General features: G+C 66.3%; 23 protein-coding genes. 10 read left to right on the top strand and 13 right to left on the bottom strand.

The window, feature by feature from the left end; translation table 11 throughout:
* Positions 1 to 12: 12 nt before the first annotated feature.
* Positions 13 to 615, top strand: coding sequence for a Pr6Pr family membrane protein (locus tag DFR51_RS10595; RefSeq protein ID WP_121050891.1), 603 nt, complete (start codon positions 13 to 15; stop codon positions 613 to 615).
* A gap of 63 nt (positions 616 to 678) precedes the next feature.
* On the opposite strand, the gene DFR51_RS10600 is transcribed toward DFR51_RS10595, so the two are convergent.
* Complete coding sequence (locus tag DFR51_RS10600) at positions 679 to 1,347, bottom strand: OmpW/AlkL family protein (RefSeq protein ID WP_121050894.1); 669 nt, start codon at positions 1,345 to 1,347, stop codon at positions 679 to 681.
* Positions 1,348 to 1,448: 101 nt separating this feature from the next.
* On the bottom strand, positions 1,449 to 2,768 hold the full coding sequence (locus DFR51_RS10605; protein WP_121051544.1) for a radical SAM protein: 1,320 nt from the start codon (positions 2,766 to 2,768) through the stop codon (positions 1,449 to 1,451).
* Positions 2,769 to 2,898: 130 nt separating this feature from the next.
* Here DFR51_RS10605 and DFR51_RS10610 point away from each other — a divergent pair, with 130 nt between their 5' ends.
* The 8 genes from DFR51_RS10610 to hrpB all read left to right on the top strand — a co-directional run bounded on the left by DFR51_RS10610 (position 2,899) and on the right by hrpB (position 12,509).
* Positions 2,899 to 3,321, top strand: coding sequence for an NAD(P)H-dependent oxidoreductase subunit E (locus DFR51_RS10610; RefSeq protein ID WP_121050897.1), 423 nt, complete (start codon positions 2,899 to 2,901; stop codon positions 3,319 to 3,321).
* Positions 3,322 to 3,324: 3 nt separating this feature from the next.
* On the top strand, positions 3,325 to 4,848 hold the full coding sequence (locus DFR51_RS10615; protein WP_121050900.1) for an NADH-ubiquinone oxidoreductase-F iron-sulfur binding region domain-containing protein: 1,524 nt from the start codon (positions 3,325 to 3,327) through the stop codon (positions 4,846 to 4,848).
* The gene (fdhF, locus tag DFR51_RS10620; protein WP_121050903.1) at positions 4,845 to 7,688 is read left to right on the top strand and encodes a formate dehydrogenase subunit alpha; all 2,844 of its coding nucleotides are present in this window, start codon (positions 4,845 to 4,847) and stop codon (positions 7,686 to 7,688) included. The genes DFR51_RS10615 and fdhF overlap by 4 nt, the downstream gene beginning before the upstream one ends.
* Positions 7,685 to 7,909 (top strand): formate dehydrogenase subunit delta, encoded by a 225-nt coding sequence (locus DFR51_RS10625; RefSeq protein ID WP_121050907.1) that lies wholly within the window; start codon positions 7,685 to 7,687, stop codon positions 7,907 to 7,909. The genes fdhF and DFR51_RS10625 overlap by 4 nt, the downstream gene beginning before the upstream one ends.
* Positions 7,902 to 8,684 carry a formate dehydrogenase accessory sulfurtransferase FdhD gene (gene fdhD / locus DFR51_RS10630; RefSeq protein ID WP_121050910.1) on the top strand — a complete coding sequence of 261 codons (783 nt, stop codon included), beginning with the start codon at positions 7,902 to 7,904 and terminating at the stop codon, positions 8,682 to 8,684. The genes DFR51_RS10625 and fdhD overlap by 8 nt, the downstream gene beginning before the upstream one ends.
* 25 nt (positions 8,685 to 8,709) lie before the next feature.
* Positions 8,710 to 9,567, top strand: coding sequence for a formyltetrahydrofolate deformylase (gene purU, locus DFR51_RS10635; protein ID WP_121051546.1), 858 nt, complete (start codon positions 8,710 to 8,712; stop codon positions 9,565 to 9,567).
* A 64-nt stretch (positions 9,568 to 9,631) separates the two neighbouring features.
* Positions 9,632 to 10,060 (top strand): OsmC family protein, encoded by a 429-nt coding sequence (locus DFR51_RS10640; protein WP_121051548.1) that lies wholly within the window; start codon positions 9,632 to 9,634, stop codon positions 10,058 to 10,060.
* Between the two features lie 16 nt (positions 10,061 to 10,076).
* Positions 10,077 to 12,509, top strand: coding sequence for an ATP-dependent helicase HrpB (gene hrpB, locus DFR51_RS10645; RefSeq protein ID WP_121050913.1), 2,433 nt, complete (start codon positions 10,077 to 10,079; stop codon positions 12,507 to 12,509).
* Here the strand turns inward: hrpB and DFR51_RS10650 are convergent.
* From DFR51_RS10650 to mtnB, 8 genes are all read right to left on the bottom strand, one after another.
* Positions 12,506 to 13,489 (bottom strand): ornithine cyclodeaminase family protein, encoded by a 984-nt coding sequence (locus DFR51_RS10650; protein WP_243445498.1) that lies wholly within the window; start codon positions 13,487 to 13,489, stop codon positions 12,506 to 12,508. The two genes, hrpB and DFR51_RS10650, sit on opposite strands and share 4 nt — an antisense overlap.
* A complete protein-coding gene (locus DFR51_RS10655) occupies positions 13,486 to 14,367 on the bottom strand; it encodes a bile acid:sodium symporter family protein (RefSeq protein ID WP_121050916.1) in 882 nt (293 codons plus the stop codon). Before DFR51_RS10655 ends, DFR51_RS10650 begins: the two co-directional genes overlap by 4 nt.
* Positions 14,352 to 15,548: a dipeptidase gene (locus DFR51_RS10660; RefSeq protein ID WP_121050919.1), complete on the bottom strand. Its 1,197-nt coding sequence runs from the start codon at positions 15,546 to 15,548 to the stop codon at positions 14,352 to 14,354. The genes DFR51_RS10655 and DFR51_RS10660 overlap by 16 nt, the downstream gene beginning before the upstream one ends.
* 71 nt (positions 15,549 to 15,619) lie before the next feature.
* Complete coding sequence (locus tag DFR51_RS10665; protein WP_243445499.1) at positions 15,620 to 15,892, bottom strand: hypothetical protein; 273 nt, start codon at positions 15,890 to 15,892, stop codon at positions 15,620 to 15,622.
* A gap of 86 nt (positions 15,893 to 15,978) precedes the next feature.
* A complete protein-coding gene (gene mtnA, locus DFR51_RS10670; RefSeq protein ID WP_121050922.1) occupies positions 15,979 to 17,034 on the bottom strand; it encodes an S-methyl-5-thioribose-1-phosphate isomerase in 1,056 nt (351 codons plus the stop codon).
* Positions 17,031 to 17,654, bottom strand: a complete 624-nt coding sequence (gene mtnC / locus DFR51_RS10675) for an acireductone synthase (protein ID WP_121050925.1) — start codon at positions 17,652 to 17,654, stop codon at positions 17,031 to 17,033. The genes mtnA and mtnC overlap by 4 nt, the downstream gene beginning before the upstream one ends.
* Positions 17,655 to 18,191 carry a 1,2-dihydroxy-3-keto-5-methylthiopentene dioxygenase gene (locus tag DFR51_RS10680; protein WP_121050928.1) on the bottom strand — a complete coding sequence of 179 codons (537 nt, stop codon included), beginning with the start codon at positions 18,189 to 18,191 and terminating at the stop codon, positions 17,655 to 17,657.
* Positions 18,188 to 18,808 carry a methylthioribulose 1-phosphate dehydratase gene (gene mtnB / locus DFR51_RS10685; protein WP_121050931.1) on the bottom strand — a complete coding sequence of 207 codons (621 nt, stop codon included), beginning with the start codon at positions 18,806 to 18,808 and terminating at the stop codon, positions 18,188 to 18,190. Before mtnB ends, DFR51_RS10680 begins: the two co-directional genes overlap by 4 nt.
* Before the next feature lie 65 nt (positions 18,809 to 18,873).
* Here mtnB and DFR51_RS10690 point away from each other — a divergent pair, with 65 nt between their 5' ends.
* Positions 18,874 to 20,031 carry an aminotransferase gene (locus DFR51_RS10690; protein WP_121050934.1) on the top strand — a complete coding sequence of 386 codons (1,158 nt, stop codon included), beginning with the start codon at positions 18,874 to 18,876 and terminating at the stop codon, positions 20,029 to 20,031.
* A 3-nt stretch (positions 20,032 to 20,034) separates the two neighbouring features.
* On the opposite strand, the gene DFR51_RS10695 is transcribed toward DFR51_RS10690, so the two are convergent.
* From DFR51_RS10695 to DFR51_RS10705, 3 genes are read right to left on the bottom strand one after another with little or no spacing between them, the layout of a single operon-like run.
* The gene (locus tag DFR51_RS10695; RefSeq protein ID WP_121050937.1) at positions 20,035 to 21,705 is read right to left on the bottom strand and encodes an AMP-binding protein; all 1,671 of its coding nucleotides are present in this window, start codon (positions 21,703 to 21,705) and stop codon (positions 20,035 to 20,037) included.
* Positions 21,678 to 23,279, bottom strand: a complete 1,602-nt coding sequence (locus DFR51_RS10700; protein ID WP_121050939.1) for an AMP-binding protein — start codon at positions 23,277 to 23,279, stop codon at positions 21,678 to 21,680. Before DFR51_RS10700 ends, DFR51_RS10695 begins: the two co-directional genes overlap by 28 nt.
* The gene (locus DFR51_RS10705; RefSeq protein ID WP_121050942.1) at positions 23,276 to 24,679 is read right to left on the bottom strand and encodes an aldehyde dehydrogenase family protein; all 1,404 of its coding nucleotides are present in this window, start codon (positions 24,677 to 24,679) and stop codon (positions 23,276 to 23,278) included. Before DFR51_RS10705 ends, DFR51_RS10700 begins: the two co-directional genes overlap by 4 nt.
* Positions 24,680 to 24,700 lie beyond the last annotated feature (21 nt).

A 24,700-nucleotide genomic window follows, 5' to 3' on the forward strand; every position in this document is an offset into this window, starting at 1 on the left:
CAGCGAGGTCGAATGCCGGTCGCACGCCTGCTTGCACTCGTTATCTGCCTCGCCGCCTGTGTGGGCATCGGCATTGAATTTCAGAACCTGCTCGGCAAGGGCCAGTCGCTTGTCGGTGCAACCTGGGCGCTCGCAGGGTATTTCACGATCCTGACGAATGCGATCGTGGCCGTCCTGTTCGGCATGATCGCCGCTGCCGCAGGCCGCACGCAAAGACCGCGAACGGTTGCCGGCATCGCCGCTGCAATTGCGCTCGTGGGCGTCGTGTTCGCTTTGCTGCTTGAAGGGATGCGGCCGCTCGGCGGCTCCGTCGCCGTGTCGGACTTCCTGCTGCACAGGTTCACGCCCGTGGCTGTCCCGCTTTACTGGCTGCTGTTCACGCGCAAAGGCGTGCTGTCTTGGCGCGATCCGCTGCTGTGGGCGCTCTACCCGATCGCCTACCTCGGCTATGCGCTCGCGCGCGGACTGTCGGGAGAACGCTTTGCCTATCCGTTCATCGATGTCGGCGCGATCGGCTGGATGCAGGCCGCAGTCAACGCGGCTGCGATCGGCGCGGGCTTCGTTGTCGCCGGACAGATCATGGTCTTCGTCGATAGACTGCTCGCTCGCCGCTGAACCCAAAACAAAACCCCTCCCCGGCGTGATGCCGGGAAGGGGTTTTCGTACGTGTCGGACGGATCAGAAGCGGAAGCCGACGCCCGCACCCACCACGATCGGATCGATGTTGATCTTAACGCGCTGGGTTCCCGCCGCTGTCGTGTCCAGACGCGCGGTGGTATCCATGTCGATGTATTTAACGTCGAGGTTCAGGAACATCTTCTTGTTGAGATCGATGTCGAGACCCGCCTGCACGGCCCAGCCGAAGCTGTCCTTCAGCCGCACCTTCGTGTCGCCCACCGCCGCTTCAAGCGCGCTGGAAGCTTTGTCGTTGTAGAACATCGTGTAGTTGACGCCCGCGCCGACATACGGCCGCACCTTGCCTTCGGGCATGAAGTGATACTGCGCCGTCAGCGTCGGCGGCAGAACCCACGTGGAGGCGAGTTTGCCAATGGTGCCGGTCGTGCCCGTCCTGCCGCTCGCCGTGTGCTTGGTCGTGGCGGCGATCAATTCGAAGCCGATATTGTTTGTCGCCATATAGGTGAAATCTACCTCGGGCGCGATGGCGTTATCGAGGCTGACCTTCTCGCCCGGGAAGGCAGGCAGAACGCTGCCGCTCTTCTCGTTCGGCGCAACGACGATGCCGCGCAGGCGCACCAGAAAATCACCCGCCGCGGCGTGAGCCAAATTCGGCGAAACTGTGGCCGCTGCGGCAATGCCCATCAGCATGGCGGCCTTGATACGGGTCATGACAAATCCCCTTCAACGTGTTTGACCCCACCGCGATACGCCCCTTGCGACCCATCACTTTGATCTGTCGCAAACATTGCCGATTTGTAGAACCGATGTGGTTATATTGCGCTACTGAACCGCTGCGCGTCCGGATGGCGATAAATATCGAAGCATGATGCGATGGCGCGCGCATAGGGCAGCGCACCGTCCTTCAGCGAAATCGCGTTCTCACCCACGCTGCACAGCCCCCGCGCAACGAAAGGCTGCAGGCGTTGGCGCGTCTCGGCATCCGGCGGATACCCTTCGAAGGACGCCCAGCCGCTGCACAGGATCGCCTCGATGATCGCGCCGCGCCGCCTGTCGTCCTCGGAACGGAACACGCCGAGCGCGCCGGTCAGCTTCCCGTCACCCGCTAGCCCCCGGTAGCGACCGACATTCTTCTCGTTCTGCACGAAGCGATCGGGAAAGCTGCTGATTGCGGTGGCGCCGAAGCCAAGCAGAACCTCGCTTTCGTCATCGGTGAAGCCCTGAAAGTTCCGACGCAGACGACCGCTTGAGGCCGCACGGGCCATGCTGTCGTCCGGCAGCGCGAAATGGTCGAAACCGATCGGCTGGTAGCCGGCGGCGATGAGCATTTCATACCCACGCTCAGCCATGCGGAAGCGCGCCTCGGCGCCGGGCAGATGCGTACCATCAATGCGCCGCTGGCGCGGAATACGCGAAGGCAAATGCGCGTAGCCGAAGAGCGCGATGCGATCGGGCGCGAGCCGGATCGCATCCTCAAGCGTCGCAGCGAGGTCCTCGTCGGTCTGTTCAGGAAGCCCGTACATCAAATCGAAGTTCAGTGAGCGGACACCCGCGCGGCGCAGCGATTCCACGGTACGCTTTATCTCGTCGAGCGGCTGCAACCGGCCGATCGCCGCCTGCACGTGCGGGGCGAACGTCTGCACGCCCAGGCTGACACGGCGAAACGGCGCCATCGCGACGATCCGCTCCCATTCCGGCGTGTAGCTGCGTGGATCGAGCTCGATCGCCATGTCGGCGTCGAGCGCGCGGAAGGCCCATGTCAGCCGCTCAAGCAGGCGCACGAACGCGATCGGCGGCACCGCATTCGGGCTGCCGCCGCCAAACGCAATGCTGCGCACATGGCCGCGCCCCTGCAGCATCCGCGCCACCGTGCTGATTTCGCGGTCCAGCGCCTGCATATAGGCACCAAGCCGCTGCCGGTGCCCCGCCGCGCCCGTGTTGCAGCCGCAATACCAGCAAATGGCGTCGCAATAAGGGATATGGAGATAGAGCGAGAGCGCGGTTTCCGCTGAGATTCCGCCGAACCCGTCCGCATGGAAGCCGGCATCCACCGAGCGAAACTCCGCCGCGGTCGGATAGCTCGTGTAGCGCGGCACGGCGCTGTTCAGCAGCTCGGGGTGATACCTCCACATGGTTCTCGTTTCGCGGCTTTTGCAACAGGCTTCATTGACGCAGGTCAATTGCAGCGACTGAAGTTGCGGAGCGTGCGCCAAGGTGGAATTGAAATTGTTCATAAGGCCGCGCGGCGCTACACCGCCCGGCATGAGGGACGATCGCCTGGCCGAGATCATCGCGGCGCACACACACCGCGAGGGCGCGCTGCTGCCCATTTTGAACGACGTACAGGCGGCATTCGGCTGCGTGGACGAGGACGCGGTGCGCAGCATTGCCGCCGCGCTCAACCTCAGCCGCGCCGAGGTGCACGGTGTCATCAGCTTCTATCACGACTATAAGGCGAAGGCCGATCCGCGCCCCGTCCTCAAGCTCTGCCGCGCCGAGGCCTGTCAGGCGCGCGGCGTCGAAGCGCTGGTCGCCGATGCGCAAGCGACGGCGGGTGAGCGGGTACACATCGAAACCGTTTATTGCCTGGGCCTGTGCTCGGTCGGCCCGGCAGCGATGGCGAACGGCAATGTGCACGCCCGGCTGGACGCGCAGCGCCTCAACACCCTGATCGAGGCGCTCTGAACGATGCAGATTCGCATTTCCGACGATGCGGCGGCGCTTGCCTGCGGTGCGGACGCCGTCGCTGACGCCTTCGTGAAGGCAGGCCAGGTGCCCGAGCGTGTATCGAGCTGGGGGATGCACTGGCTCGAACCGCTCGTCGAGGTGGGCGGCATCGGCTACGGCCCGGTGACGCCGGACCGCGTGCCCGACATTCTTGCCGGCAGCGCCGATGATCTCCGCATCGGCGCCGTCGCCGAGCACGCCTTCATCAAGGGTCAACAGCGCCTCACCTTCGCGCGCTTCGGCAAGACGCGTCCGCTCAGCCTTGAAGATTATGCCGCGACAGGCGGCTGGAAGGGCCTTGAGCGTGCACGCACGCTCGGGCCGGACGACACGATCGCCGAAGTGCTCGCCTCGGGCCTGCGCGGACGCGGCGGTGCCGGCTTCCCGGCGGGCATCAAATGGCGCACGGTCGCGTACGCCAAGGCGCCGCGCAAATTCATCGTCTGCAACGCCGACGAAGGCGACAGCGGCACCTTCGCCGACCGCATGGTGATGGAGGGCGACCCCTTCATGCTGATCGAAGGCATGGCGATCGCCGGACTCGCCGTGGGCGCAGGCAAAGCTTACGTTTACATCCGCAGCGAATATCCGCACGCCATCGCGAAGATGGAGGCCGCCGCCGCACTCGCCGCGCCGATCATCGCGCCGTTCGAGGTCGAGGTTCGTACCGGCGCGGGCGCCTATGTGTGCGGCGAGGAAACCTCCCTGCTGAACAGCCTTGAAGGCAAGCGCGGCGAGGTTCGCGCCAAGCCGCCGCTGCCCGCGCACGAAGGCCTGTTCGGCTGCCCCACGGTCATCAACAACGTGCTCACGCTCGCGGCGGTGCCGTTCGTACTCGCGGAGGGCGCGAAGGCCTACGCCGACTACGGCATGGGCCGATCGCGCGGCACGATGCCGGTGCAGCTTGCCGGTAACATCAAGCACGGCGGCCTCTATGAAACCGCGTTCGGCATCACGCTCGGCGCGCTCGTGAACGACATTGGCGGCGGCACCGCCTCCGGTCGCCCGGTGCGCGCGGTACAGGTAGGCGGACCGCTCGGTGCCTACATCCCCGTGTCCCAGTTCGATCTGCCGTTCGACTACGAAGCTTTCGCGGCGGCGGACGGCCTTATCGGCCACGGCGGCATCGTCGTGTTCGACGACAGCGTGGACATGGCGCGGCAGGCGCGCTTCGCGATGCAGTTCTGCGCGGTGGAAAGCTGCGGCAAGTGCACGCCGTGCCGTATCGGCGCAGTGCGCGGCGTGGAGACGATCGACCGCCTGATGGCGGGCGGACGCGCGCGCGGCGCCATCGAAAATCTGCCGCAGATCCACAACGCAAACCGCAAGGCGCGGAGCGCGGCGGACGAGGTCGCGCTGCTTCGCGACCTCTGCGAAACCATGAAGTTCGGCTCACTCTGCGCGCTCGGTGGCTTCACACCCTACCCCGTGCTTTCGGCGCTCAATCACTTCCCGGAGGATTTTGTGGTAGAGTCCGCATCATGACCTACGTTCGCCAGAACGATTTCGGCACGCCCGCCGTCTCCGCCGAAGAGACCGTCACGCTCACCATCGACGGGCGCGACGTGACCGTGCCGCAGGGCACCACGGTGATGCGCGCCGCCGCCGAGATCGGCACCGCGATCCCCAAGCTCTGCGCAACAGACAACCTGAAGCAGTTCGGTTCCTGCCGTCTCTGCCTCGTCGAGATCGACGGCGCGCGCGGCACGCCCGCCTCCTGCACCACACCGGTTGCGAGCGGCATGGTCGTCCACACCGAAACGCCCCGGCTGCAAAAGCTGCGGCGCGGCGTGATGGAGCTTTACATCTCCGATCACCCGCTCGACTGCCTCACCTGCAGCGCCAACAACGATTGCGAGCTGCAGGATCAGGCCGCCGCCGTGGGCCTGCGCGACGTGCGCTACGGCTACGAGGGCGAGAACCATCTCGGGCTCGAGACGGACACGTCCAACCCCTATTTCGATTTCGACCCGTCGAAGTGCATCGCCTGCTCGCGCTGCGTGCGCGCGTGCGACGAGGTGCAGGGCACGTTCGCGCTCACCATGGACGGGCGCGGCTTCGCCTCCAAGATATCGGCGGGCCTCGCAAGCGACGACTTCCTCGGCTCCGAATGCGTCTCGTGCGGTGCCTGCGTGCAGGCCTGCCCCACAGCGACGCTGCAGGAAAAGGCGGTGAAGGAAATCGGCCTCCCCGACCGCAGCGTCGTCACCACCTGCGCCTATTGCGGCGTCGGCTGCACCTTCCGCGCCGAGATGCGCGGTGAGCAACTCGTGCGCATGGTGCCGTGGAAGGACGGCAAGGCCAATCGCGGCCACAGCTGCGTCAAGGGCCGCTTCGCATGGGGCTACGCGCAGCACGCGGACCGCATCCTGAAGCCGATGATCCGCGCGAGCATCGCCGACCCGTGGCGCGAGGTGGAATGGGACGAAGCCTTCGCCTACGCCGCTTCCGAACTGAAGCGCATCGCCGCGAAATACGGGCGTGGCGCGCTCGGCGGCATCACCTCGTCGCGCTGCACGAACGAGGAGACGTTCCTCGTCCAAAAGCTGGTCCGCGCGGGCTTCGGCAACAACAATGTCGATACGTGCGCGCGCGTCTGCCACTCGCCGACAGGCTATGGCCTCAAGACCACGTTCGGCACATCGGCGGGCACGCAGGATTTCGACAGCGTCGAACAGAGCGACGTGATGCTCGTCATCGGCGCGAACCCCACGGACGGGCATCCGGTTTTCGCCAGCCGCATGAAACGCCGCCTGCGGCAGGGCGCGAAGCTGATCGTCATCGATCCGCGCCGCACCGATCTCGTCCGCTCACCGCATATAGAGGCGCAGCATCACCTGCCGCTCAAACCCGGCACCAACGTCGCGGTGCTGACGGCGATGGCGCATGTCATCGTCACAGAAGGTCTCGCCAACGAAGCCTTCATTCGCGAACGCTGCGACTGGGACGAGTATCAGGACTGGGCGACATTCGTGTCGGAGGCGAAGCATTCGCCCGAAACGCTCGCCGCAGTCACCGGCGTCGATCCAACCGAACTCCGCGCCGCCGCGCGCCTTTATGCGACCGGCGGCAACGCCGCGATTTACTATGGCCTCGGCGTCACCGAGCATTCGCAGGGCTCCTCCACCGTCATGGCGATCGCCAACCTCGCGATGGTGACGGGCAACATCGGCCGGCCCGGCGTCGGCGTGAACCCGCTGCGCGGGCAGAACAACGTGCAGGGCGCCTGCGACATGGGCAGCTTCCCGCACGAGCTTTCCGGCTACCGCCACATCTCGGATGGCGCCGCGCGCAAACTGTTCGAGGATGACTGGGGCGTGACCCTCGATCCGGAGCCTGGCCTTCGCATCCCCAACATGCTGGACGCCGCCGTCGACGGCACATTCAAGGCGCTCTACATTCAGGGAGAGGACATTCTCCAGTCCGACCCGGATACGAAGCACGTCGCCGCCGGTCTCGCCGCGATGGAATGCGTGATCGTCCACGATCTGTTTTTGAACGAAACCGCGAACTACGCGCACATCTTTCTGCCCGGCTCCACCTTCCTCGAAAAGGACGGCACCTTCACCAACGCCGAACGCCGCATCCAGCCCGTGCGCAAGGTAATGTCGCCGCTGAACGGACTTGCCGACTGGGAGGTGACGCAACGCGTCGCGCAGGCAATGGACCTCGACTGGCACTACACGCACCCTTCGGAGATCATGGACGAGATCGCGCGCCTCACCCCCAGCTTCACGGGCGTCAGCTTCGAGCGCCTGGATGCAGAAGGTTCGCTGCAATGGCCGGTGAACGAAGCGGCACCGGATGGCACGCCGGTCATGCACATCGGCGGTTTCGTGCGCGGGCGCGGCAAGTTCGTCGTCACCGACTACGTACCGACCGACGAGCGTACGGGGCCGCGTTTTCCGCTGCTGCTCACCACGGGCCGCATCCTCTCGCACTACAACGTCGGCGCGCAGACGCGGCGCACGGCGAACGTCGCGTGGCACCCCGAAGACCTCCTCGAAATCCACCCCACGGATGCCGAAAATCGCGGTCTCAAGGACGGCGACTGGGTCAAGCTCGCCAGCCGTTCGGGTGAAACGACGCTGCGCGCGCTGGTGACGGACCGCGTGGCGCCGGGCGTCGTCTACACCACCTTCCACCATCCGATGACGCAGGCGAACGTCGTCACCACCGATTATTCGGACTGGGCCACCAACTGCCCCGAATACAAGGTGACTGCGGTGCAGGTCGCAGCCTCGAACGGCCCCACCGACTGGCAGGAGGATTATTCGCGCCTCAGCGAACGCGCCCGCCGCATCGAAGGGGTCGCCGCCGAATGAGTCCCGCGGAGAAGCTCGTTTACATGGCGAACCAGATCGCGCGGAACCTCGAAACCGCGGGTCGGGACCATGCCGCGCGCCAGACGGCGGAGCACATCATCGCCTTCTGGGATCCGCGCATGAAGCAGATGATTCTGAATCACCTCGACGCAGGCGGTACGGGCCTTTCCGAAATCGCACATGCCGCAATCGCCGAAGTCCGCGCGAACGTCGATGCCTGACGCCTCCGCGCGCGAAACGCGGTTCACGGAAATCTTCGCAAGCGGCGGCGCGGCGGAAATCGCCCGCGACATTCCAGTCGAAACCCCCGTCGCGCTCGAATTCAACGGCATCGCCTATGCGGTGATGATGGCGACGCCTGCCGACCTTGCCGATTTCGTCACCGGCTTCGCGATCACCGAAGGCCTCGTCGCCCGCGCGCAGGACATCGACGACGTCGATATCGCGGAGACGGACAAGGGCTGGATCGTCCGCGTGCAGCTTCCCGCCGAGGCGGCCGCACCCGTGATGGAACGCGCGCGCCGCCGCGTTTCCGAAAGTAGCTGCGGCCTCTGCGGCATCGAGAATCTAGAGCAGATCGCCCGCCCTCTGCCCCGCATCGCCGCGCCGCTCGCCGTCGAGCCGCAGGCGATCTTCACCGCACTTGGCGCGCTCCGCGATCATCAGCATCTGGGCCGCCGCACCGCCGCCGTTCACGCCGCTGCCTTCTGTGACCTCGGCGGCACCATTCTTGCCGTGCGCGAGGATGTCGGCCGCCACAACGCGCTCGACAAGCTGATCGGCGGGCTTGCGGTCGCAGGCATCGCGGCGGGCGACGGCGTCTTCCTGCTCTCCGCCCGGTGCAGCTACGAGCTTGTGGAGAAAACGGTCGTAGCAGGTGGCCGCGCGCTCGCTACCATCTCCGCGCCGACAACGCTCGCCATCGACCGCGCAAAGGCGGCCGGGCTCGCGCTTCATGTGCTCGCAAGGGAAGATTCACTCTTGCGCGTCATGTAGCGATTGGTTCTCAGGGGATATGTCGATGGAATCCAGCAACATCTGCACGCTGACGCTGTCGTGCGCCGACAAACCCGGCCTCGTCGCCGCAGTCGCCACGCTGCTCGCGGAGAGCGGCGGCAACATCCTCGATGCGCAGCAGTTCAACGATCAGCTCACCGAGCGCTTCTTCATGCGCGTCGTCTTCGATCTCGACGCATCGGCGCAGCCGGGCTTCAAGGCGCGCTTCTCAGCGCTCGCGAACCAGCACAGCATGGACTGGCGTGTGCGCGCCGCCGCCGAGAAGATGCGCGTACTACTGCTCGTCTCGAAGTTCGATCACTGCCTCACCGATCTGCTCTATCGCCAGCGCATCGGCGAGCTGGAGATGGATGTGGTCGGCATCGTCTCAAACCACCCGCAGGATGCGATCGCCCCGATCAACAATGGCATTCCCTTCCACCATCTGCCGATCACGAAGGACACGAAGCCCGCGCAGGAAGCCGCGATCAAGCGCATCGTCACAGATAGCGGCGCCGAACTCGTCGTGCTCGCCCGCTACATGCAGATCCTGTCGGACGATTTCGCTGCGTTCCTCACGGGGCGCTGCATCAATATCCACCACAGCTTCCTGCCCGGCTTCAAGGGCGCCAAGCCCTATCATCAGGCGCATGCGCGGGGCGTGAAGATCATCGGCGCGACCGCGCATTACGTGACCGCCGATCTCGACGAAGGCCCGATCATCGCGCAGGACGTCGAGCACATCAGCCATACGGACACGCCCGACGATCTCGTCCGCAAGGGCCGCGACATCGAGCGCCGCGTGCTCGCCCGCGCGGTCCGCTACCATCTGCAGGACCGCGTGTTGCTGAACGGCGCCACCACGGTGGTTTTCCGCGACTAGCCTCAATGGACTCGCTCCCCGAATCTCCATAGCCTTGCCGCTCATCCGGCAGCAGGAGCAGGCCATGAAGATCGATCGCAAGGGTTCCGCGCACTGGGAAGGCGGCCTCAAGGATGGCCGCGGCAGCATCTCCACACAGAGCGGCGCACTCGACAAGCGCCCCTACGGCTTCGCCATGCGCTTCGAAGGAGTGCCCGGCACGAACCCTGAAGAGCTGATCGGGGCAGCGCACGCGGGCTGCTTCACAATGGCGCTGTCGCTGATCCTCGGCGAGGCGGAGCTGACGGCTGAGAGCATGGACACGACAGCCACGGTGACGCTCGAAAAGCTGGACAGCGGCTTCACGATCACCGCCGTTCACCTGAAGCTGGAGGCGAAGATCCCCGGCACGGACGACGCCGCGTTTCAGGAGCTTGCCGCCAAGGCCAAGGCGAACTGCCCGGTCTCGAAACTGATGAACGCCGAGATCACGCTCGACGCGGCGCTCGTCTGACTCTTAAAGGGCAGGCGTGAGCGACAGCCTGCCCATCCACGCCGTTCTCCCCGCACTGCTCGCGGCACTGCGTGCGCGTGCGTCCGCCGTGCTCGTCGCGCCGCCGGGCGCGGGCAAGACCACGGCAGTGGCGCCCGCGCTTATCGGCGAGCCGTGGTGCACGGGTCAGATTCTCCTGCTCTCCCCGCGCCGTCTCGCCGCCCGCGCCGCCGCCGAACGCATGGCGGAGATCGCGGGCGAACCCGTCGGCAGAACGATCGGCTACGCCACCCGGCTCGACAGCAAGCACGGCAAGGACACGCGCATCCTCGTTCTCACCGAGGGTATCTTTCGCAACCGCATCCAGGCCGACCCCGAACTCGTGGGCATCTCCGCCGTGCTGTTCGACGAAATCCACGAGCGCAGCCTCGATAGCGATTTCGGCCTCGCGCTCGCGCTCGACGCACAGGGCGCGCTTCGCCCCGACCTTCGCATCCTGCCCATGTCGGCAACGCTCGACGGCGCGCGCTTTTCGAAACTGCTGGACGGCGCCCCCGTCATCGAGAGCGAAGGCCGCAGCCATCCGCTTGATATCCGCTATCTCGGCCGCAGCGCCGAGCAGCGCATCGAAGATGCGATGGCCCCGGCCATTCGCCGCGCACTTGTCGAGGCCGAAGGCGATCTCCTCGCCTTCCTGCCCGGCGTCGCCGAGATCGAGCGCACCGCCGAGCGTTTGGAGGGAATCCCCGGCGTCGCGCTCCACCGCCTGCACGGCAGCCTCGATCCCGCCGCGCAGCGTGCCGCGATCCGCAAGGGCGCGCCCAGTACGCGCAAGGTGGTGCTCGCAACCAGCATCGCCGAAACCAGCCTCACCATCGACGGCGTCCGCATCGTCGTCGATTCGGGGCTCGCCCGCCGTGCCCGCTACGATCGCGGCGGCGGCATGACCCGCCTCGTCACCGAGCGCGCCAGTCAAGCCGCCGTCACGCAGCGCGCGGGCCGCGCCGCGCGACAGGCGCCGGGCGTGTGCTACCGTCTGTGGGAAGAGGCTGCGACGGCGGGAATGCCGCCGTTCGATCCGCCCGAAATTCTCGAAGCCGATCTCTCCGCGCTCGTTCTCGACTGCGCGATCTGGGGTGCCGCCGATCCGGCATCGCTGCGGTGGCTCGACCCTCCGCCCGCAGCAGCCGTTGCCGAAGCCCGCGAACGCCTGCGACTGCTGGACGCGCTCGACACGGAGAACCGCCCGACACCGCACGGCCGCCGCATCGCCGAACTGCCGCTGCCCCCGCGCCTCGCACACATGATGCTCGCCGCCGCCCAGCGCGGCTGGGGCAAGACCGCTGCCGAGGTTGCGGTGCTTCTGTCGGAGCGCGGTCTCGGCGGGAACGATGTGGATATCGAAAACCGCCTCGCCCGCTGGCGCCGCGAGCGCGGCACCCGCGCCGACGCCGCGCGCGGCCTTGCCGGACGCTGGCAGCGCATGGCCGGCGGTGAGGGAGAAGGCCCCGTTGCCGCCTGCATCGCGCTCGCCTTCCCCGACCGCATCGCGAAGCGGCGCGGCAGCAGCGGCGAGGACTGGGCCTCGTCCGGCGGGCGCGGCTTCCGGCTCGACCCTGCCTCGCCCCTCGCCGCACAAACGTATCTCGCGGTCGCCGAAGTGCAGGGCGCCGCCTCCGGCGCGCGCATCCTCGCCGCCGCCGCCATTGCGCCCGATCTCATCGAATCGCTGTTCGCGGACCGCATCGAAACCGTCCGCCGCGTCCGCGCCGACGGCGCGGGCGGTATCCTCGCGACGCGCGACCGCCGCCTCGGCAGCCTCGCTTTGTCGTCCGGGCAGGACGACAGCCCCGATCCCGCCGCCGTCACCGCCGCGCTTCTGGACGCCGCGCGCAAGGCCGGCGTCGCGGCATTGCCCTTTTCGGACCATGCTCGCGCACTGCAACGACGTACAACGTTCGCACGCCGCGTCGATCCTTCGATCGCGGGCATCAGCGACGACGCGCTCACCGCGGACATCGACGACTGGCTTCCGCCGCTCCTTGAAGGCAAACGCGCACTCGCCGCCGTCAGCGTGTCCGCACTCACACAGATGCTGGAGGCCCGCCTCGGCTGGGCCGGCAAGACCGCCGTAGACCGCCTCGCCCCCGAAGCCTTCGTCTCACCGCTCGGCAGCCACCACGCCATCGACTATGCGGCAGAAGGTGGCCCGGCAGTCGAGCTTCGCGTGCAGGCGCTCTTCGGCCTCGCCGCGCATCCCGTGATTGCAGGGGACGTTCCGCTCGTCCTCCGCCTCACCTCGCCTGCGGGCCGCCCGATCCAGACGACGAAAGACCTGCCCGGCTTCTGGTCTGGAAGCTGGGCGGCGGTCGCCAAGGAAATGCGCGGACGCTATCCCCGGCACCCGTGGCCGGACGACCCGGCCGCCGCCGCGCCGACGCTCCGCACCAAGCGCGCAGACGCCCGCTAGAGCTCCACCGTCGTCCCGAGGCCGAGCTTTTTCGCCTGCTCGAAGACGTACCAGCCCGCCGCGAGGTCCTGCACGATGTGGCCGAGCGATTTGTAGATGGTGATCTCGTCATCGCTGGTGCGCCCGGCGAGCGTCCCGCCAAACACCTCGCCGATTTCGCCGACGACATGCGCGTCGTCCACCATGCCCGCCGCCTTCGCGTTCAGGAACTCGGCGCCCTGCGCGAGCACGCCGGGCCGGTAGTCGGCGATGAAGCGCGACGCCGCGACAAGGTCGTTCGCGATCTCCGCCGGCCCCGCGCGGCTCGAGCCGACGACGTTGATGTGCGTGCCAGGCTTCAGGTCGGCGCGTGCGAGGATCGGTTCCGCCGCTGCCGTCGTCGTGCAGATGATGTCCGCATCGCGAACGGCGCTCGCCACATCGGGCGCAGCTTCCGCATCAATACCAAGCGTCTCGCGCACGCGCTGCGCGAACCGATCCGCCTGCTCCGCGGAGCGCCCCCACACGCTGACGCCGGTGATTGGCCGCACGCAGCACACCGCCGCGACGTGCCGCCATGCCTGCTCCCCGTATCCGAGAATCGCGAGCCGTGACGGGCCCGGCCGCGCAAGCGCATCGGTCGCGGCAGCAGACGCAGCCGCCGTGCGGATCGCCGTGACCATACTGCCGTCGATGATTGCGACCGGCGCACCGCCTTCCGGCTCGAACAGCACGACAATGCCCTGGTGCGAGTGCTTGCCGAGCGCGAAATTGCCCGGATAGACGCTGACGATCTTGGCGCCGAACGTGCCGCCCAGCATTGCACCCGGCATCACGCCGAAAGCGTTTCCGCCGTTCAGGTCGACGATGTTGCGGAGCGGCTGCCGCGTTTCGCCCTGCGAAAGCGCCGCCATCGCCTCGCGCACAAGCCGGATGCAGTCTTCATAGCCGAGCAGGCGCTCGGTGTCGGCGGCCCCGACGATCATCAGCGGTGCGCTCACGCGGACTCTCCGGCGGTACGCGCGCGAAACCAGCGGACGAGAAGCACGGCGTTCAGGATCATGGCGACTCCATAGATATTCTGGGTAACGGCAAGCGGCAGGCTGCCGAGCACAGTGAGGGTGAGGAAGGTAGCGAGTGTGACGTTCTGCACGCCAACCTCGATGGCCAGCGTCATGGCATCCCGGCTACCGACGCCGCAAGCACGGCCGATGCCAAGACCCACCGCCATCGCAGCGATGTTCATCGTCCAGACGGCGGGGCCGGCGCTCAACAGGTTAGCGAGCACCATCTCCGCGCTGACACCGACGGCAAAGGCAATAACGCCGAACAGCACAATCATCGAAACAGGCCGCAGCCAGCCGCTCATCTTCCGCGCGGCGTCCGGCGCAAAGCGGCAAACGAGCATCCCGACGGCCACGGGCAGCACCGTGATCCGCGCCAGCTGCAGCATCGTGTCCGCCATGGAAAGCGCGGGCACGGTGCCCTCCAGCCCGAAGTGGCGCAGCCCCCATTGCAGCAACACGGGAATCGAAAACACGGTCACGATGCTCGACAACGCCGTCAGCACGACCGCCAGCGCCACGTTGCCGCGCGCGATGAAGGTCAGCGCGTTGGATGTCGTGCCCGCCGGGCAGATGCCGAGAATGAAAACGCCGAGCGCCAGTTCGGGCGGCAGGCCAAACAGGATTCCGATGGCAAGGCCGAGCAGCGGCATTGCCAGAAGCTGACCGGCGAGCCCGGCAAGCGGCGCGCGGCCATCCCGGAACACCTGCCCGAAATCGCCGAGCCGCAAGGTCAGCCCCATGCTGAACATGATGAGCATCAGACCCACGGGCACGAAGGTCGTGTTGATGAAAGCGATCATCGCGTCAGACATGGAATTTCCCCCGGCGTCTCTCTATGCGCCCACACGCGCTTCGCATAGGCGACGAAATTCGCGCCGAGGATTTTCTCGATGCGGGCTTCCGAATGCCCGCGCCGCCGCAGGCGGTCCGCGAGATCGTGGAACTGCGAAGGTCCGCGCAAGTCGATCACGAAGGGCAGCGTGTCGGGGTTCTCTCCCTTCGCGCCGATGCCCGCCGCGCGCCGGTCTGCGATTTCCTTCGCGATTTTCGCCTTGTAGGCACCCAGATCGTCAATCGTGGTGATGCCGCCATCGGTGCCGATGCCGACATGATCCTCGCCGCACACGTTCACGGCATGCTCGATATGCGCCACCACGTCATCGGCGGTCGCCTTGCTCGTCGGATTGAGGAACGGCATGAAATAGATGCCGACGAACCCGCCCCGCTCCGCGACCAGACGAAGCTCCGCATCGGTCTTGTTGCGCGGCATGTCGGTGAGCGCGCGGCATCCCGTGTGGTTGATCGAAATCGGCTGCTTCGAAACACGCGCGGCTTCAAGGCAGGTTTTTTCGCCGCTGTGCGACAGATCGACCATCACGCGGTTCGCATTCAACCGCTCCACAACCTCACGCCCGAATGGCGTCAGCCCCCGGTTTTCCGGCGCCATGGACCCGTCACCCACTGCATTTTCCGGATTATAGGTAAGCTGGATGATCCGGACGCCGAGATCGGCAAACACGTCGACGCGGCTCGCATCGCTGCCCAGCATCGTCGTGTTCTGGAAACCGTAGATGAGCCCGATGCGGTTTTCGCGTTTCGCGCGCAAAATGTCGTCCGCGCGTTCGATCTTCAAGAGATCGCTCGGATAGCGGCGCGCCACCGCGTCCCAGTGCGCGATCTCGCGCACGGTCTGCTCGAAAGGCTCCTTCGGGCCGAAGACATGCCCAAGGGTGAGATTGACAGCGGTTAGTCCGGAAGCGCGCGCATCGTCTATTACGCGCTGGTCGATCACGGCATCGGTGGATGTCCATCCGGAGGCTTCGGTTTTCTCGGGGGATTCGATATTCGGATTGTAAAGGCCGCCGAGCGCATTCACCACGATGGTGCTGGAACGCACGCCCTTCTCGGTTGCAAAGACCGGGCGGGCAGCAAGCAATGCGGCGCCCGCACTGCCGAGCGCGAGCAATTCACGCCGATTGAAACCTGAAACCATTCGCCGCTCCCGCGTTGCACTCGCCGGCGATAGAGCATGGCGAGCACAACGCGTAAAGCGTTACGGATCAATCAATAAGCGGGCGGGTCACTCGCGGGGAAAGACTCGTCGACCGCCTGATCGACCTTGTCCCATTTGTCTGTGGGCTTGTCGCGCATCGACTCATGGCCGGCTGAACGTGTCGGATTCATGTTTTCCGGTTCGGCCTCTCCCTTCGCAAAGGCGGGCGCGTGCTCGGATGATTTCCTGCCGCGCAGCAACTTCCAACCGGCGAAGGCCGCGGCGGCGCCGAGGCCCGCGGCAATCCCGATCAGCCCTGCATTGTTTCGCGTATTTTCGCGCACTGCTGTCCCATACATGGCACTGGTCCTCCATTCGCGGATGCTCGATGTGAAAACGCTCTCCCGCAGAAGGCGTTCCCTCGGATGCGTCAGGACGAAAGTGCGGCCGGAGCGATCAACCCCCGTTCTGTGATAAAACCTGTGACAAGGCGTGCAGGCGTCACGTCGAAAGCCGGGTTGTATGCAGGCGAAGCGGTAACCCGCACGGTGGTCTGCCCGTTCGCGCCGGGTCCGGAAAGCAGGGCAAGCTCGTCGGGATCACGCTCCTCGATGGGCACGTCCGCCCCCGTAGGCGTCATAGGATCGAACGTCGTGTAAGGCAGCGCCACGTAAAACGGCACGCCGTTGTCGTGCGCGGCAAGCGCCTTCAGGTAGGTGCCGATCTTGTTGCACACGTCGCCGTTCGCGGTGACGCGGTCGGTGCCGACGATGACGAGATCAACCTCGCCGCGCTGCATGAGGAGCCCGCCCGTATTGTCGGCGATCACCGTATGCGGCACGCCGTGCCCGGCAAGTTCGAACGCGGTGAGCAGCGCGCCCTGGTTGCGCGGCCGCGTCTCGTCCACCCACACATGCACCGGCAGCCCTTCATCCTGCGCCAGATAGATCGACGCGGTCGCGGTGCCGTAGTCCACGGTGGCGAGCCAGCCCGGATTGCAGTGCGTCAGGATATTGAGCGTCCGGCCGGGATTCCGCGCATGGAGATCGCGCAGCAACTGGAGCCCGTGCGCGCCGATCGCGCGGTTGAGCGCCACGTCTTCGTCGCAAATCGCGTCGGCGCGCGCGAACGCTGCCTCACCGCGCATCGCCGCCGGAAGCGGACGCACCGCCTTCGCCACCTCATCGAGCGCCCAGCGCAAATTCACCGCCGTCGGCCGCGCTTCAGCAAGCAAGTGGTAAGCCGCGTCCAGCGCCGCATCAGACCCGTCCTCGGCAAGCGCCATCGCGAAACCATAGGCAGACGTCGCCCCGATCAGCGGTGCCCCACGCGTCCACATCTCGCGTATGGCGCGCTCGGCATCCGCGGCGGAGCGCAGCTCCACCCACACGATCTCCCACGGCAGGCGGCGCTGATCGAGGATGCGCGCACCCTTGCCGTCCGCGGTGCGCGCGATCGAACGGCGGTGTTCGCCCTCCAGCCTCACAGCGCGATCTCCGCAAACGAAGCCACATCGCCAGCGCCTGTTTCCCGGTCGACGAGGTAGGTCTTGAAGCCCGCCGCGCGCGCGGCCTCAATCTCGGGCACGCTGTCGGAGAGAAACAGAATCTCCTGCACCGGCAGACCGATGTCGGCAGCGATGCGCCGGTACGACGCAGCCTCCTTCTTCGGCCCGGTCGTGGTGTCGAAATAGCCGGAAAACAGCGGCGTCAGGTCGCCTGCATTGCTGTACCCGAAGATCAGCTTCTGCGCCGCCACCGAACCCGACGAATAGACATAGAGCCCGATCCCCTCAGCGTGCCAGCGCCGCAGCGCCTCGGCGGCGTCGGGATAGACGTGCCCCTTCAGCGTACCGTCCGCATAGCCTTCCGCCCAGATCAGCCCCTGCAGCGTCTTGAGCGCGGTCTCCTTGCGATCCTCGTCGATCCAGCGCGTCAGCGTCTCCACGGGGTCGCCCGGCACATCCTTCAGGATCGGTGCGGCCTCGTGGGCGTGCGCCGCGATCCAGTCCGCCAGCCGCGCCCGCGCATAGGGGAACAGCGTGTCGGTCACGAAGGCGATGCTGCTCGTCGTGCCTTCGATGTCCGTGAGGATCGCTTTGACCATTCAGGCGAGCGCCGGTTCGTGGCGCGGGAAGCGGTCGGCGATATCGTCGCCGGTGAAGTGCGCCACCCAGCCTTCGGGATTGATGAACAGGCGGATCGCCGTGAAGCGCGGGCTCGGCCCCATGTCGAACCAGTGCCGCATCCCCGCAGGCACGGCGATGAGGTCGCCCTTCGTGCACAGCATGTTGAACACGCGCCCGTCCTCGTGGAGCGTGAACAGGCCTTCACCGTCCACGAAGAAGCGCACCTCGTCCTCCATGTGGCGGTGCTCCGAAAGGAATTTTTGCCGGAACACGGCGCGTTCGGGATGGTCGGGCACCATGCTTGCCACGTCCACGGCCTGATAGCCTCCGATCGCCTTCAGCCTCTCGATCTCCTCGGCATAGGCCGCGAGCGTATCGTCACCGGCATCTCGCGTCGGCCAGCGCTCGAAGCGCACGCCGATCGCATCCAGTGTTTTCGCGATTTCGTCGGGATCGGCGGTTTCCAGAAGCGGGCGCTCGGGCGCGTCCTCCGCATAAACGGCAAGATGACTCATGCGTCCCTCCTCATGCTGCGTTCGGCGACCTCGCACGCGGCGAGCCATTCCGCCGCTTCGATCACCCGCTCGGCCTCCGCAATGTCGCGGCCCCAGCCGTAGAGCCCGTGCCCGCGAATAAGGTAAGCGGGCGGCGGCATGTCCGCGGCGAGAAACGGCGCAATCGCAGCCTCGATGTCGCGCATGTCCTGGCTGTTTTCAACGATCGGCAGCATGACGTCCACCGCGTGCGTGGTCACACCCGGAAACGCCTTCGCCAACTCATGACCCCGGATCGTCCAGTTCCCGCCGAGCAACCGCGACAGCGCGACCGCTTGCGGCGAATGGCTGTGCAGCACAGCGCCCGCTTCGGGAAACCGGCGGTAGAGCGACAAATGGAGCGCCGTCTCCGCGCTTGGCCGCTTGCCGTCGAGCGATGCGCCCTCCCCGTCCACGCGCATCACGCCGTCCAGCGTCAGCCGCCCCTTGTGCCAGCCGGAAACCGTCACCGCAAAGCTGCCGTCCTCAAGCCGCACCGAATAGTTCCCGCTCGTCGCGGGCGCCCACCCGCGCGCGTCGAATGCGCGCCCCACGGCAACGATGGCCTCAGCGGCCTCGGCGAATGTGCTTGCAACCATGATGTTTTCTTAACCATCACGGCGGTGCTGGCGAAGCGGTTTCCGCTCACCTATGAAACATCTCCATGAATCCGCTCTACGCCAACCTCCCGACCACGATCTTCGAGAAGATGTCGTTGCTTGCCCGTGAAACGGGCGCGATCAACCTTGGGCAGGGCTTCCCTGACGCAGGCTGGCCGCGCGACGTGCTGGAAGCGGCCGCCCGCGCGCTCACCGAAGGCTACAACCAGTATCCGCCGATGCTCGGCATCCCGGAGCTGCGCCAGGCGATCGCCGATCACTACCGCCGCCATCAGGCCATCGATCTCGATTGGCAGACCGAAATCACCGTCACCTCCGGCGCGACCGAGGCGCTTGCCGCCTCTATCTTGGCGCTCGTCAGCCCGGGCGACGAGGTGCTGATGATCCAGCCGATGTACGACGCCTATCTGCCGATGGTGAAACAGGCAGGCGGCGTGCCGAAACTGATTCGCCTGGAGCCGCCCGAATGGCGGCTGACCGAAACGGCACTCGCGGAGGCCTTCACCCCGCGCACGCGCATCGTCCTCCTCAACAACCCGCTCAACCCCACCGCGACGATGTTCTCGGACGAAGAACTCGCCCTCCTCGCGCGTTTCGTGGTCGCGCACGACGCCGTCGTCATCAGCGACGAGGTGTGGGAGCATGTTGTGTTCGATGGCCGCGCCCATTCGCCCATCATGGCGCAGCCGGGAATGCGCGAACGCACCGTGAAGATCGGCTCTGGCGGCAAGATCTTCTCGCTCACCGGCTGGAAGGTCGGCTGGATGTGCGCCGCGCCCAGGCTCAACCAGGTACTCGCCCGCGCGCACCAGTTCCTAACGTTCACGACACCGCCGAACCTGCAGGCGGCGATCGCTTACGGCCTCGGCAAGACCGACGATTATTTCACCACGATGCGCGCCGATTTCGCCCGCTCGCGCGACCGTCTGGCAAGCGGCCTCGAAACGGCGGGCTGGAAGACGCTGCCAAGCGCGGGCACGTATTTCCTGTCGGTCGATCTCGCCGCCTCAGGCATCGCGCTCGATGACGTGGCATTCTGCGACCGGCTGGCGCGCGAGGGCGATGTCGTCGCGATTCCCGTCTCGGCGTTCTACGCGGAAGCGCCCGTCACATCGGTGGTCCGATTCTGCTTCGCCAAAACCGACGCGACGATCGATGCCGCGCTCGAACGCATGGCGAAGGCGCGGAAGCTGTTCGGCTGAGACTTACCCCCTCAGTTCGGCGATCATCGTTTCGCGCATCACGAACTTCTGCACCTTGCCCGTCACCGTCATCGGGAAGGTTTCGACGATCCGCACATAGCGCGGTACCTTGTAGTGCGCGATGCGGCCGCGGCAGTGATCACGCACCTCCTCTTCGGAAAGCGCCGCGCCGCCGCGCGTCATCACCCACGCGCACAGCTCCTCGCCGTAGCGCTCGTCGGGCACGCCGATCACCTGCGCGTCGGCGATGTGCGGGTGCGTCAGCAGGAATTCCTCGACCTCGCGCGGGTAGATATTCTCGCCGCCGCGGATCACCAGGTCCTTGATACGGCCGGTGATCCGGCAATAGCCCTTGGCGTCGATCGTCGCGATGTCGCCGGTGTGCATCCAGTCGTCTTCGTCTAACGCTTCGGCGGTGCGCGCGGCATCGTCCCAGTAACCCTGCATCACCGAATAGCCGCGCGTGCAAAGCTCGCCCGGCTCACCGCGCGGCAGCGTCTCACCGTCCGGCCCGACGATCTTCACCGCAAGGTGCGGCTGCACGCGGCCCACCGTGGAGACACGCTCCTCGATCGGATCGTCCATCGCACTCTGGAAGCTCACCGGGCTCGTTTCGGTCATGCCGTAGGCGATCGTCACCTGATGCATCCCCAGCCGGTCGATCACCTCGCGCATCGTCGCGATCGGGCACGGTGAACCCGCCATGATGCCGGTGCGCAGCGACGACACGTCGAAGCTGTCGAACTCCGGCCGTCCGAGCACGGCGATGAACATGGTGGGCACGCCGTACAGCGCCGTGCACCGCTCCGCCGCCACCGTTTCCAGCACCGCGAGCGGATCGAAGGCCTCCGCAGGATAGACCATCGTGGCGCCGTGCGTCAGGCAGGCGAGGTTCCCCATCACCATGCCGAAGCAGTGGTAGAGCGGCACGGGAATACAAACCTTGTCGGCCTTCGAAAGCCCGATGCCCGCGCCGACAAAATAGCCGTTGTTGAGGATGTTCCTGTGCGTCAGCGTCGCGCCCTTGGGGAAGCCCGTGGTGCCGCTGGTGAACTGGATGTTCACCGCATCGTGCGCATCGATGGGGATCGCCGCGAGCTGCGCCGCGTCCACCGCGCCCTCCAGATCGCCGAAGCGAAGGCAGCCCGCGTGCGCTTCCTCGCCGATCGTGGCGACGAGGCGCAAATCCGGCAGCGCCCGCGCGCGCAGCGTGCCGGGCGTCGCCGCTGCAAGCTCCGGCATCACCTCGCGCAGCATGGCAACATAGTCGCTCGTCTTGTGCCGCACCGCCGTCACCAGCGCGCGGCATCCCACCTTCTTCAGCGCGTATTCGACCTCGCTCGTCCGGTATGCGGGATTAATCGTCACGAGGATCATGCCCGCCGTCGCGGTTGCGAATTGCAGGATTGTCCATTCCGCACAGTTCGGCGCCCAGATGCCCACGCGATCGCCGGGGCGGATGCCCGCCGCCAGCAGCCCGCAGGCCACCGCGTCGCTGCGGCGCTTCAGCTCCGCCCACGTCAGCCGCACGCCCTGATGGCGAACGACGAGCGCCTCGCCGTCTGGATCGCGCGCCGCCGCCTCGGCCAGCATCGCGCCGATCGTCTTCTCGATCAGCGGCGGTTCGCTCGCCCCGACAACATGGCTCAGCTCTTGAGATTCTCCCCGGACCATTCCTGCTCCCTCAATTCCTTGCGCCGGATTTTGCCGCTCACCGTCTTCGGCAGCGATGCGACGAACTCGATCTTGCGCGGATACTTATAGGGCGCCGTCGTGGATTTCACATGCGTTTGCAAAGCCTCGACGAGCGCGTCCGATGCGGCGTGCCCGGCAGCGAGCACCACGAACGCCTTCACCACCTCGCCGCGCGTCGGGTCGGGGCTGGCCACAACCGCGCTCTCGGCGACCGCAGGGTGCTCGAACAGCGCGCTTTCCACCTCGAACGGCCCGATCCGGTATCCGGCCGAAAGGATCACATCGTCGGCGCGGCCCACGAACCAGAAGAAGCCGTCTTCGTCCACGAAGGCGCGGTCTCCGGTCAGATACCAACCGTCGCGGAACACGCTCGCCGTGCGCTCATCGTCGTCGCGGTAACCCAGAAACAGCCCCGGCGGACGCCCTTCCGCGACGCGCAGCGCGATGTCGCCTTCCTCACCCGGAGGCAGGCGTTCACCCGCCTCGCCGATCACGGCAAGGTCGATGCCGGGCGCAGGCTTGCCCATCGCGCCTTGGCGCTCCGCGCCTTCGCGGTTGCAGCACAGCATCACCGTTTCGGTCTGGCCGTAGCCATCATGGATCGAAAGCCCCGTCGCCGCGCGCCACAGGTCGATCACCTCGGGGTTAAGCGGTTCGCCCGCGCTCACGCAGCGCCGCAGCGTCTCGAAGCGCCGCGTGCCGAGATCGGAGCGCACGAACATGCGGTATGCGGTCGGCGGCGCGCACAGCGTCGTCACCGGATATTTGCCGAGGAGGCCAAGCACTGCCTCCGCATCGAAGCCCGGCGCGTGATAGGCAAAGATTCCCGCGCCCATCATCCACGGCGCAAACAGGCTGGACCACGCCGCCTTCGCCCAGCCCGTGTCGGAGACGTTCCACATCAGATCGCCGGGGCCGAGATCGAGCCAGGTGCGCGCGGTGATCTCGTGCGCGAGCGGATAGCCCGCGCCGTGGATCGTCATCTTCGGGTTTCCGGTGGTGCCGCTGGTGAAATAGCAGAGCGCCGGATCGTCGAACGCGGTGTCGGCGATCTCAGCAAGCGGCGCCGCCTTCGCCGCAAGCGCCGAATAATCGCCCCAGCCCGAACGCGGCCCGCCGATATGCAGCTTCGCGATTTTGTCGTCACCAAGCGCGGCATCCACGCGGTCAGCGATATCGGCGCCCGCGATCACGCAGACGGCCTTTGCCGCTGCGCGGCGATAGGCGATGTCCTTGGGCATCAGCTGCACGGTGCCGGGCGAGGCAATCGCGCCGAGCCGCAGGCAACCGAGCATCAGCTCCCACCATTCGAGTTCGCGCGCCAGCAGAATCAGCACCGTATCGCCGCGCTGCACGCCTGCGTCTTTCAGAACGGCAGCAGCCTTCGCCGCCCGTCCATCGAGCGCGGCGAAGCTGATGTCCTCTACACGCCCGCCCGCATCGACCCACAGCAAGGCACGATCCTGCCCGCGTTCGCGCGCGAGCATCTGCATCCGATCCCGCGCGAAATTGGTTCGCGCGGGCGGATTCCACTCGAAAGACTGCTCCGTCATCGCGCTTCGTTGATGATCTGCACCTGCGTGAACTCATGCAGGCCTTCCTCGGCGAACTCCACGCCGATGCCGGATTGCTTGGCGCCGCCGAAGGGAATGTTCGGCCCGAAATCGAGGTGCTTGTTGATCCACACCGTACCCGAATCCATGCGCGTGGCGATGTCGTAGGCGGTGTCGCGGTCCTTGCCCCACACCGAACCACCAAGCCCCCACGGCGAGGCATTGGCGCGTTCCAGCGCCTCTTCCGCATCGTCGTAGCGGATCACCGGCAGCACGGGACCGAACTGTTCCTCGTCAACGATGCGCGAGCCGTCCGAAACGTCGCGCACGATGGTCGGGCGGATGAAGTATCCAGGCCGGTCCACGGTCTCGCCGCCCGCGATGATCGTACCTGCGGCGCGCGCGTCGTCCAGGAAGCCCTTCACCTTCTCATACTGCATCTTGTTCTGCAGCGGGCCGATCTGCGCGCCCTGCGCGAGGCCGTCGTCGACGATCGCCGCGTCCGCCAGCTTCGCAAGCTCCGCGCACAGATCCTCGTAGATCGAGGAATGCGCATAGACGCGCTTCACCGCGAGACACACCTGCCCCGCGTTCATCATCGCCGCGCCGAAGATGCCGGGCGCGATTGCCTTCGGATCGGCATCGGGCAGCACGATCGCCGCGTCGTTGCCGCCGAGTTCGAGCGTGATGCGTTTAATCGTGGACGCCGCGCTCGCCATCACCTTCTTGCCGGTCTCCGTGGAGCCGGTGAACGAGATCTTGGCGATATCCGGATGCGTCGTCAGCTTGCCGCCGAGATCATTCTGGTCGGTGACGATGTTGATAACGCCCGCCGGGAAAATCTCCGCGCAGAGTTCACCCAGTTTCAGTGTCGTCAACGGTGTCGTCGGCGCAGGCTTGATGACGATCGTGTTGCCCGCGAGCAGCGCCACCGGCATCTTGAACGCCACGATCAGCACCGGGAAATTCCACGGAATGATCGCACCGACCACGCCCAGCGGCTTCCGCCGCATCTCGACGCGGCGGTTGTCATTATCCTCAAGAATGCGATCGCTGAGTTCCAGCGTCGCGAGGTAGCGCATGAACGCCGCCGTATAGGCGATTTCCGCCGTCGATTCGGAGAGCGGCTTGCCCTGTTCCTGCGTCAGCAACCGCGCAAGACTGTCCGTCTTCGCCTCGATCGCGTCGGCAAGTTTCAGGAGGAGATCACGGCGTTCCTGCATGGAACGCCGCGACCATGCGGGGAAGGCCGCCTTCGCCGCCGCAACAGCAGCGTCGAGCTGAGCTTCCGATCCACGCGGACAGACGGCGAGCACCTCTTCCGTCGCCGGGTTGATGACATCCATCGTCATATCGCCCGGCACCAGCGTGCCGCCGATCAGCAGCCGATAGTCGTCCATAATCGATCCTTCCCCAGTATC

It is taken from the genome of Sphingosinicella microcystinivorans (assembly GCF_003634215.1).
Taxonomy (GTDB): Bacteria; Pseudomonadota; Alphaproteobacteria; order Sphingomonadales; family Sphingomonadaceae; genus Sphingosinicella; species Sphingosinicella microcystinivorans.

What these genes read in the sequence shown, in the direction of transcription:
- DFR51_RS10595 (WP_121050891.1), top strand. Translation starts at nt 13, where the DNA reads ATGCCGGTCGCACGCCTGCTTGCACTCGTTATCTGCCTCGCCGCCTGT.
- DFR51_RS10600 (WP_121050894.1), bottom strand. Translation starts at nt 1,347, where the DNA reads ATGACCCGTATCAAGGCCGCCATGCTGATGGGCATTGCCGCAGCGGCC.
- DFR51_RS10605 (WP_121051544.1), bottom strand. Translation starts at nt 2,768, where the DNA reads ATGTGGAGGTATCACCCCGAGCTGCTGAACAGCGCCGTGCCGCGCTAC.
- DFR51_RS10610 (WP_121050897.1), top strand. Translation starts at nt 2,899, where the DNA reads ATGAGGGACGATCGCCTGGCCGAGATCATCGCGGCGCACACACACCGC.
- DFR51_RS10615 (WP_121050900.1), top strand. Translation starts at nt 3,325, where the DNA reads ATGCAGATTCGCATTTCCGACGATGCGGCGGCGCTTGCCTGCGGTGCG.
- fdhF (WP_121050903.1), top strand. Translation starts at nt 4,845, where the DNA reads ATGACCTACGTTCGCCAGAACGATTTCGGCACGCCCGCCGTCTCCGCC.
- DFR51_RS10625 (WP_121050907.1), top strand. Translation starts at nt 7,685, where the DNA reads ATGAGTCCCGCGGAGAAGCTCGTTTACATGGCGAACCAGATCGCGCGG.
- fdhD (WP_121050910.1), top strand. Translation starts at nt 7,902, where the DNA reads ATGCCTGACGCCTCCGCGCGCGAAACGCGGTTCACGGAAATCTTCGCA.
- purU (WP_121051546.1), top strand. Translation starts at nt 8,710, where the DNA reads ATGGAATCCAGCAACATCTGCACGCTGACGCTGTCGTGCGCCGACAAA.
- DFR51_RS10640 (WP_121051548.1), top strand. Translation starts at nt 9,632, where the DNA reads ATGAAGATCGATCGCAAGGGTTCCGCGCACTGGGAAGGCGGCCTCAAG.
- DFR51_RS10655 (WP_121050916.1), bottom strand. Translation starts at nt 14,367, where the DNA reads ATGTCTGACGCGATGATCGCTTTCATCAACACGACCTTCGTGCCCGTG.
- DFR51_RS10660 (WP_121050919.1), bottom strand. Translation starts at nt 15,548, where the DNA reads ATGGTTTCAGGTTTCAATCGGCGTGAATTGCTCGCGCTCGGCAGTGCG.
- mtnC (WP_121050925.1), bottom strand. Translation starts at nt 17,654, where the DNA reads ATGGTCAAAGCGATCCTCACGGACATCGAAGGCACGACGAGCAGCATC.
- DFR51_RS10680 (WP_121050928.1), bottom strand. Translation starts at nt 18,191, where the DNA reads ATGAGTCATCTTGCCGTTTATGCGGAGGACGCGCCCGAGCGCCCGCTT.
- mtnB (WP_121050931.1), bottom strand. Translation starts at nt 18,808, where the DNA reads ATGGTTGCAAGCACATTCGCCGAGGCCGCTGAGGCCATCGTTGCCGTG.
- DFR51_RS10690 (WP_121050934.1), top strand. Translation starts at nt 18,874, where the DNA reads ATGAATCCGCTCTACGCCAACCTCCCGACCACGATCTTCGAGAAGATG.
- DFR51_RS10695 (WP_121050937.1), bottom strand. Translation starts at nt 21,705, where the DNA reads ATGGTCCGGGGAGAATCTCAAGAGCTGAGCCATGTTGTCGGGGCGAGC.
- DFR51_RS10700 (WP_121050939.1), bottom strand. Translation starts at nt 23,279, where the DNA reads ATGACGGAGCAGTCTTTCGAGTGGAATCCGCCCGCGCGAACCAATTTC.
- DFR51_RS10705 (WP_121050942.1), bottom strand. Translation starts at nt 24,679, where the DNA reads ATGGACGACTATCGGCTGCTGATCGGCGGCACGCTGGTGCCGGGCGAT.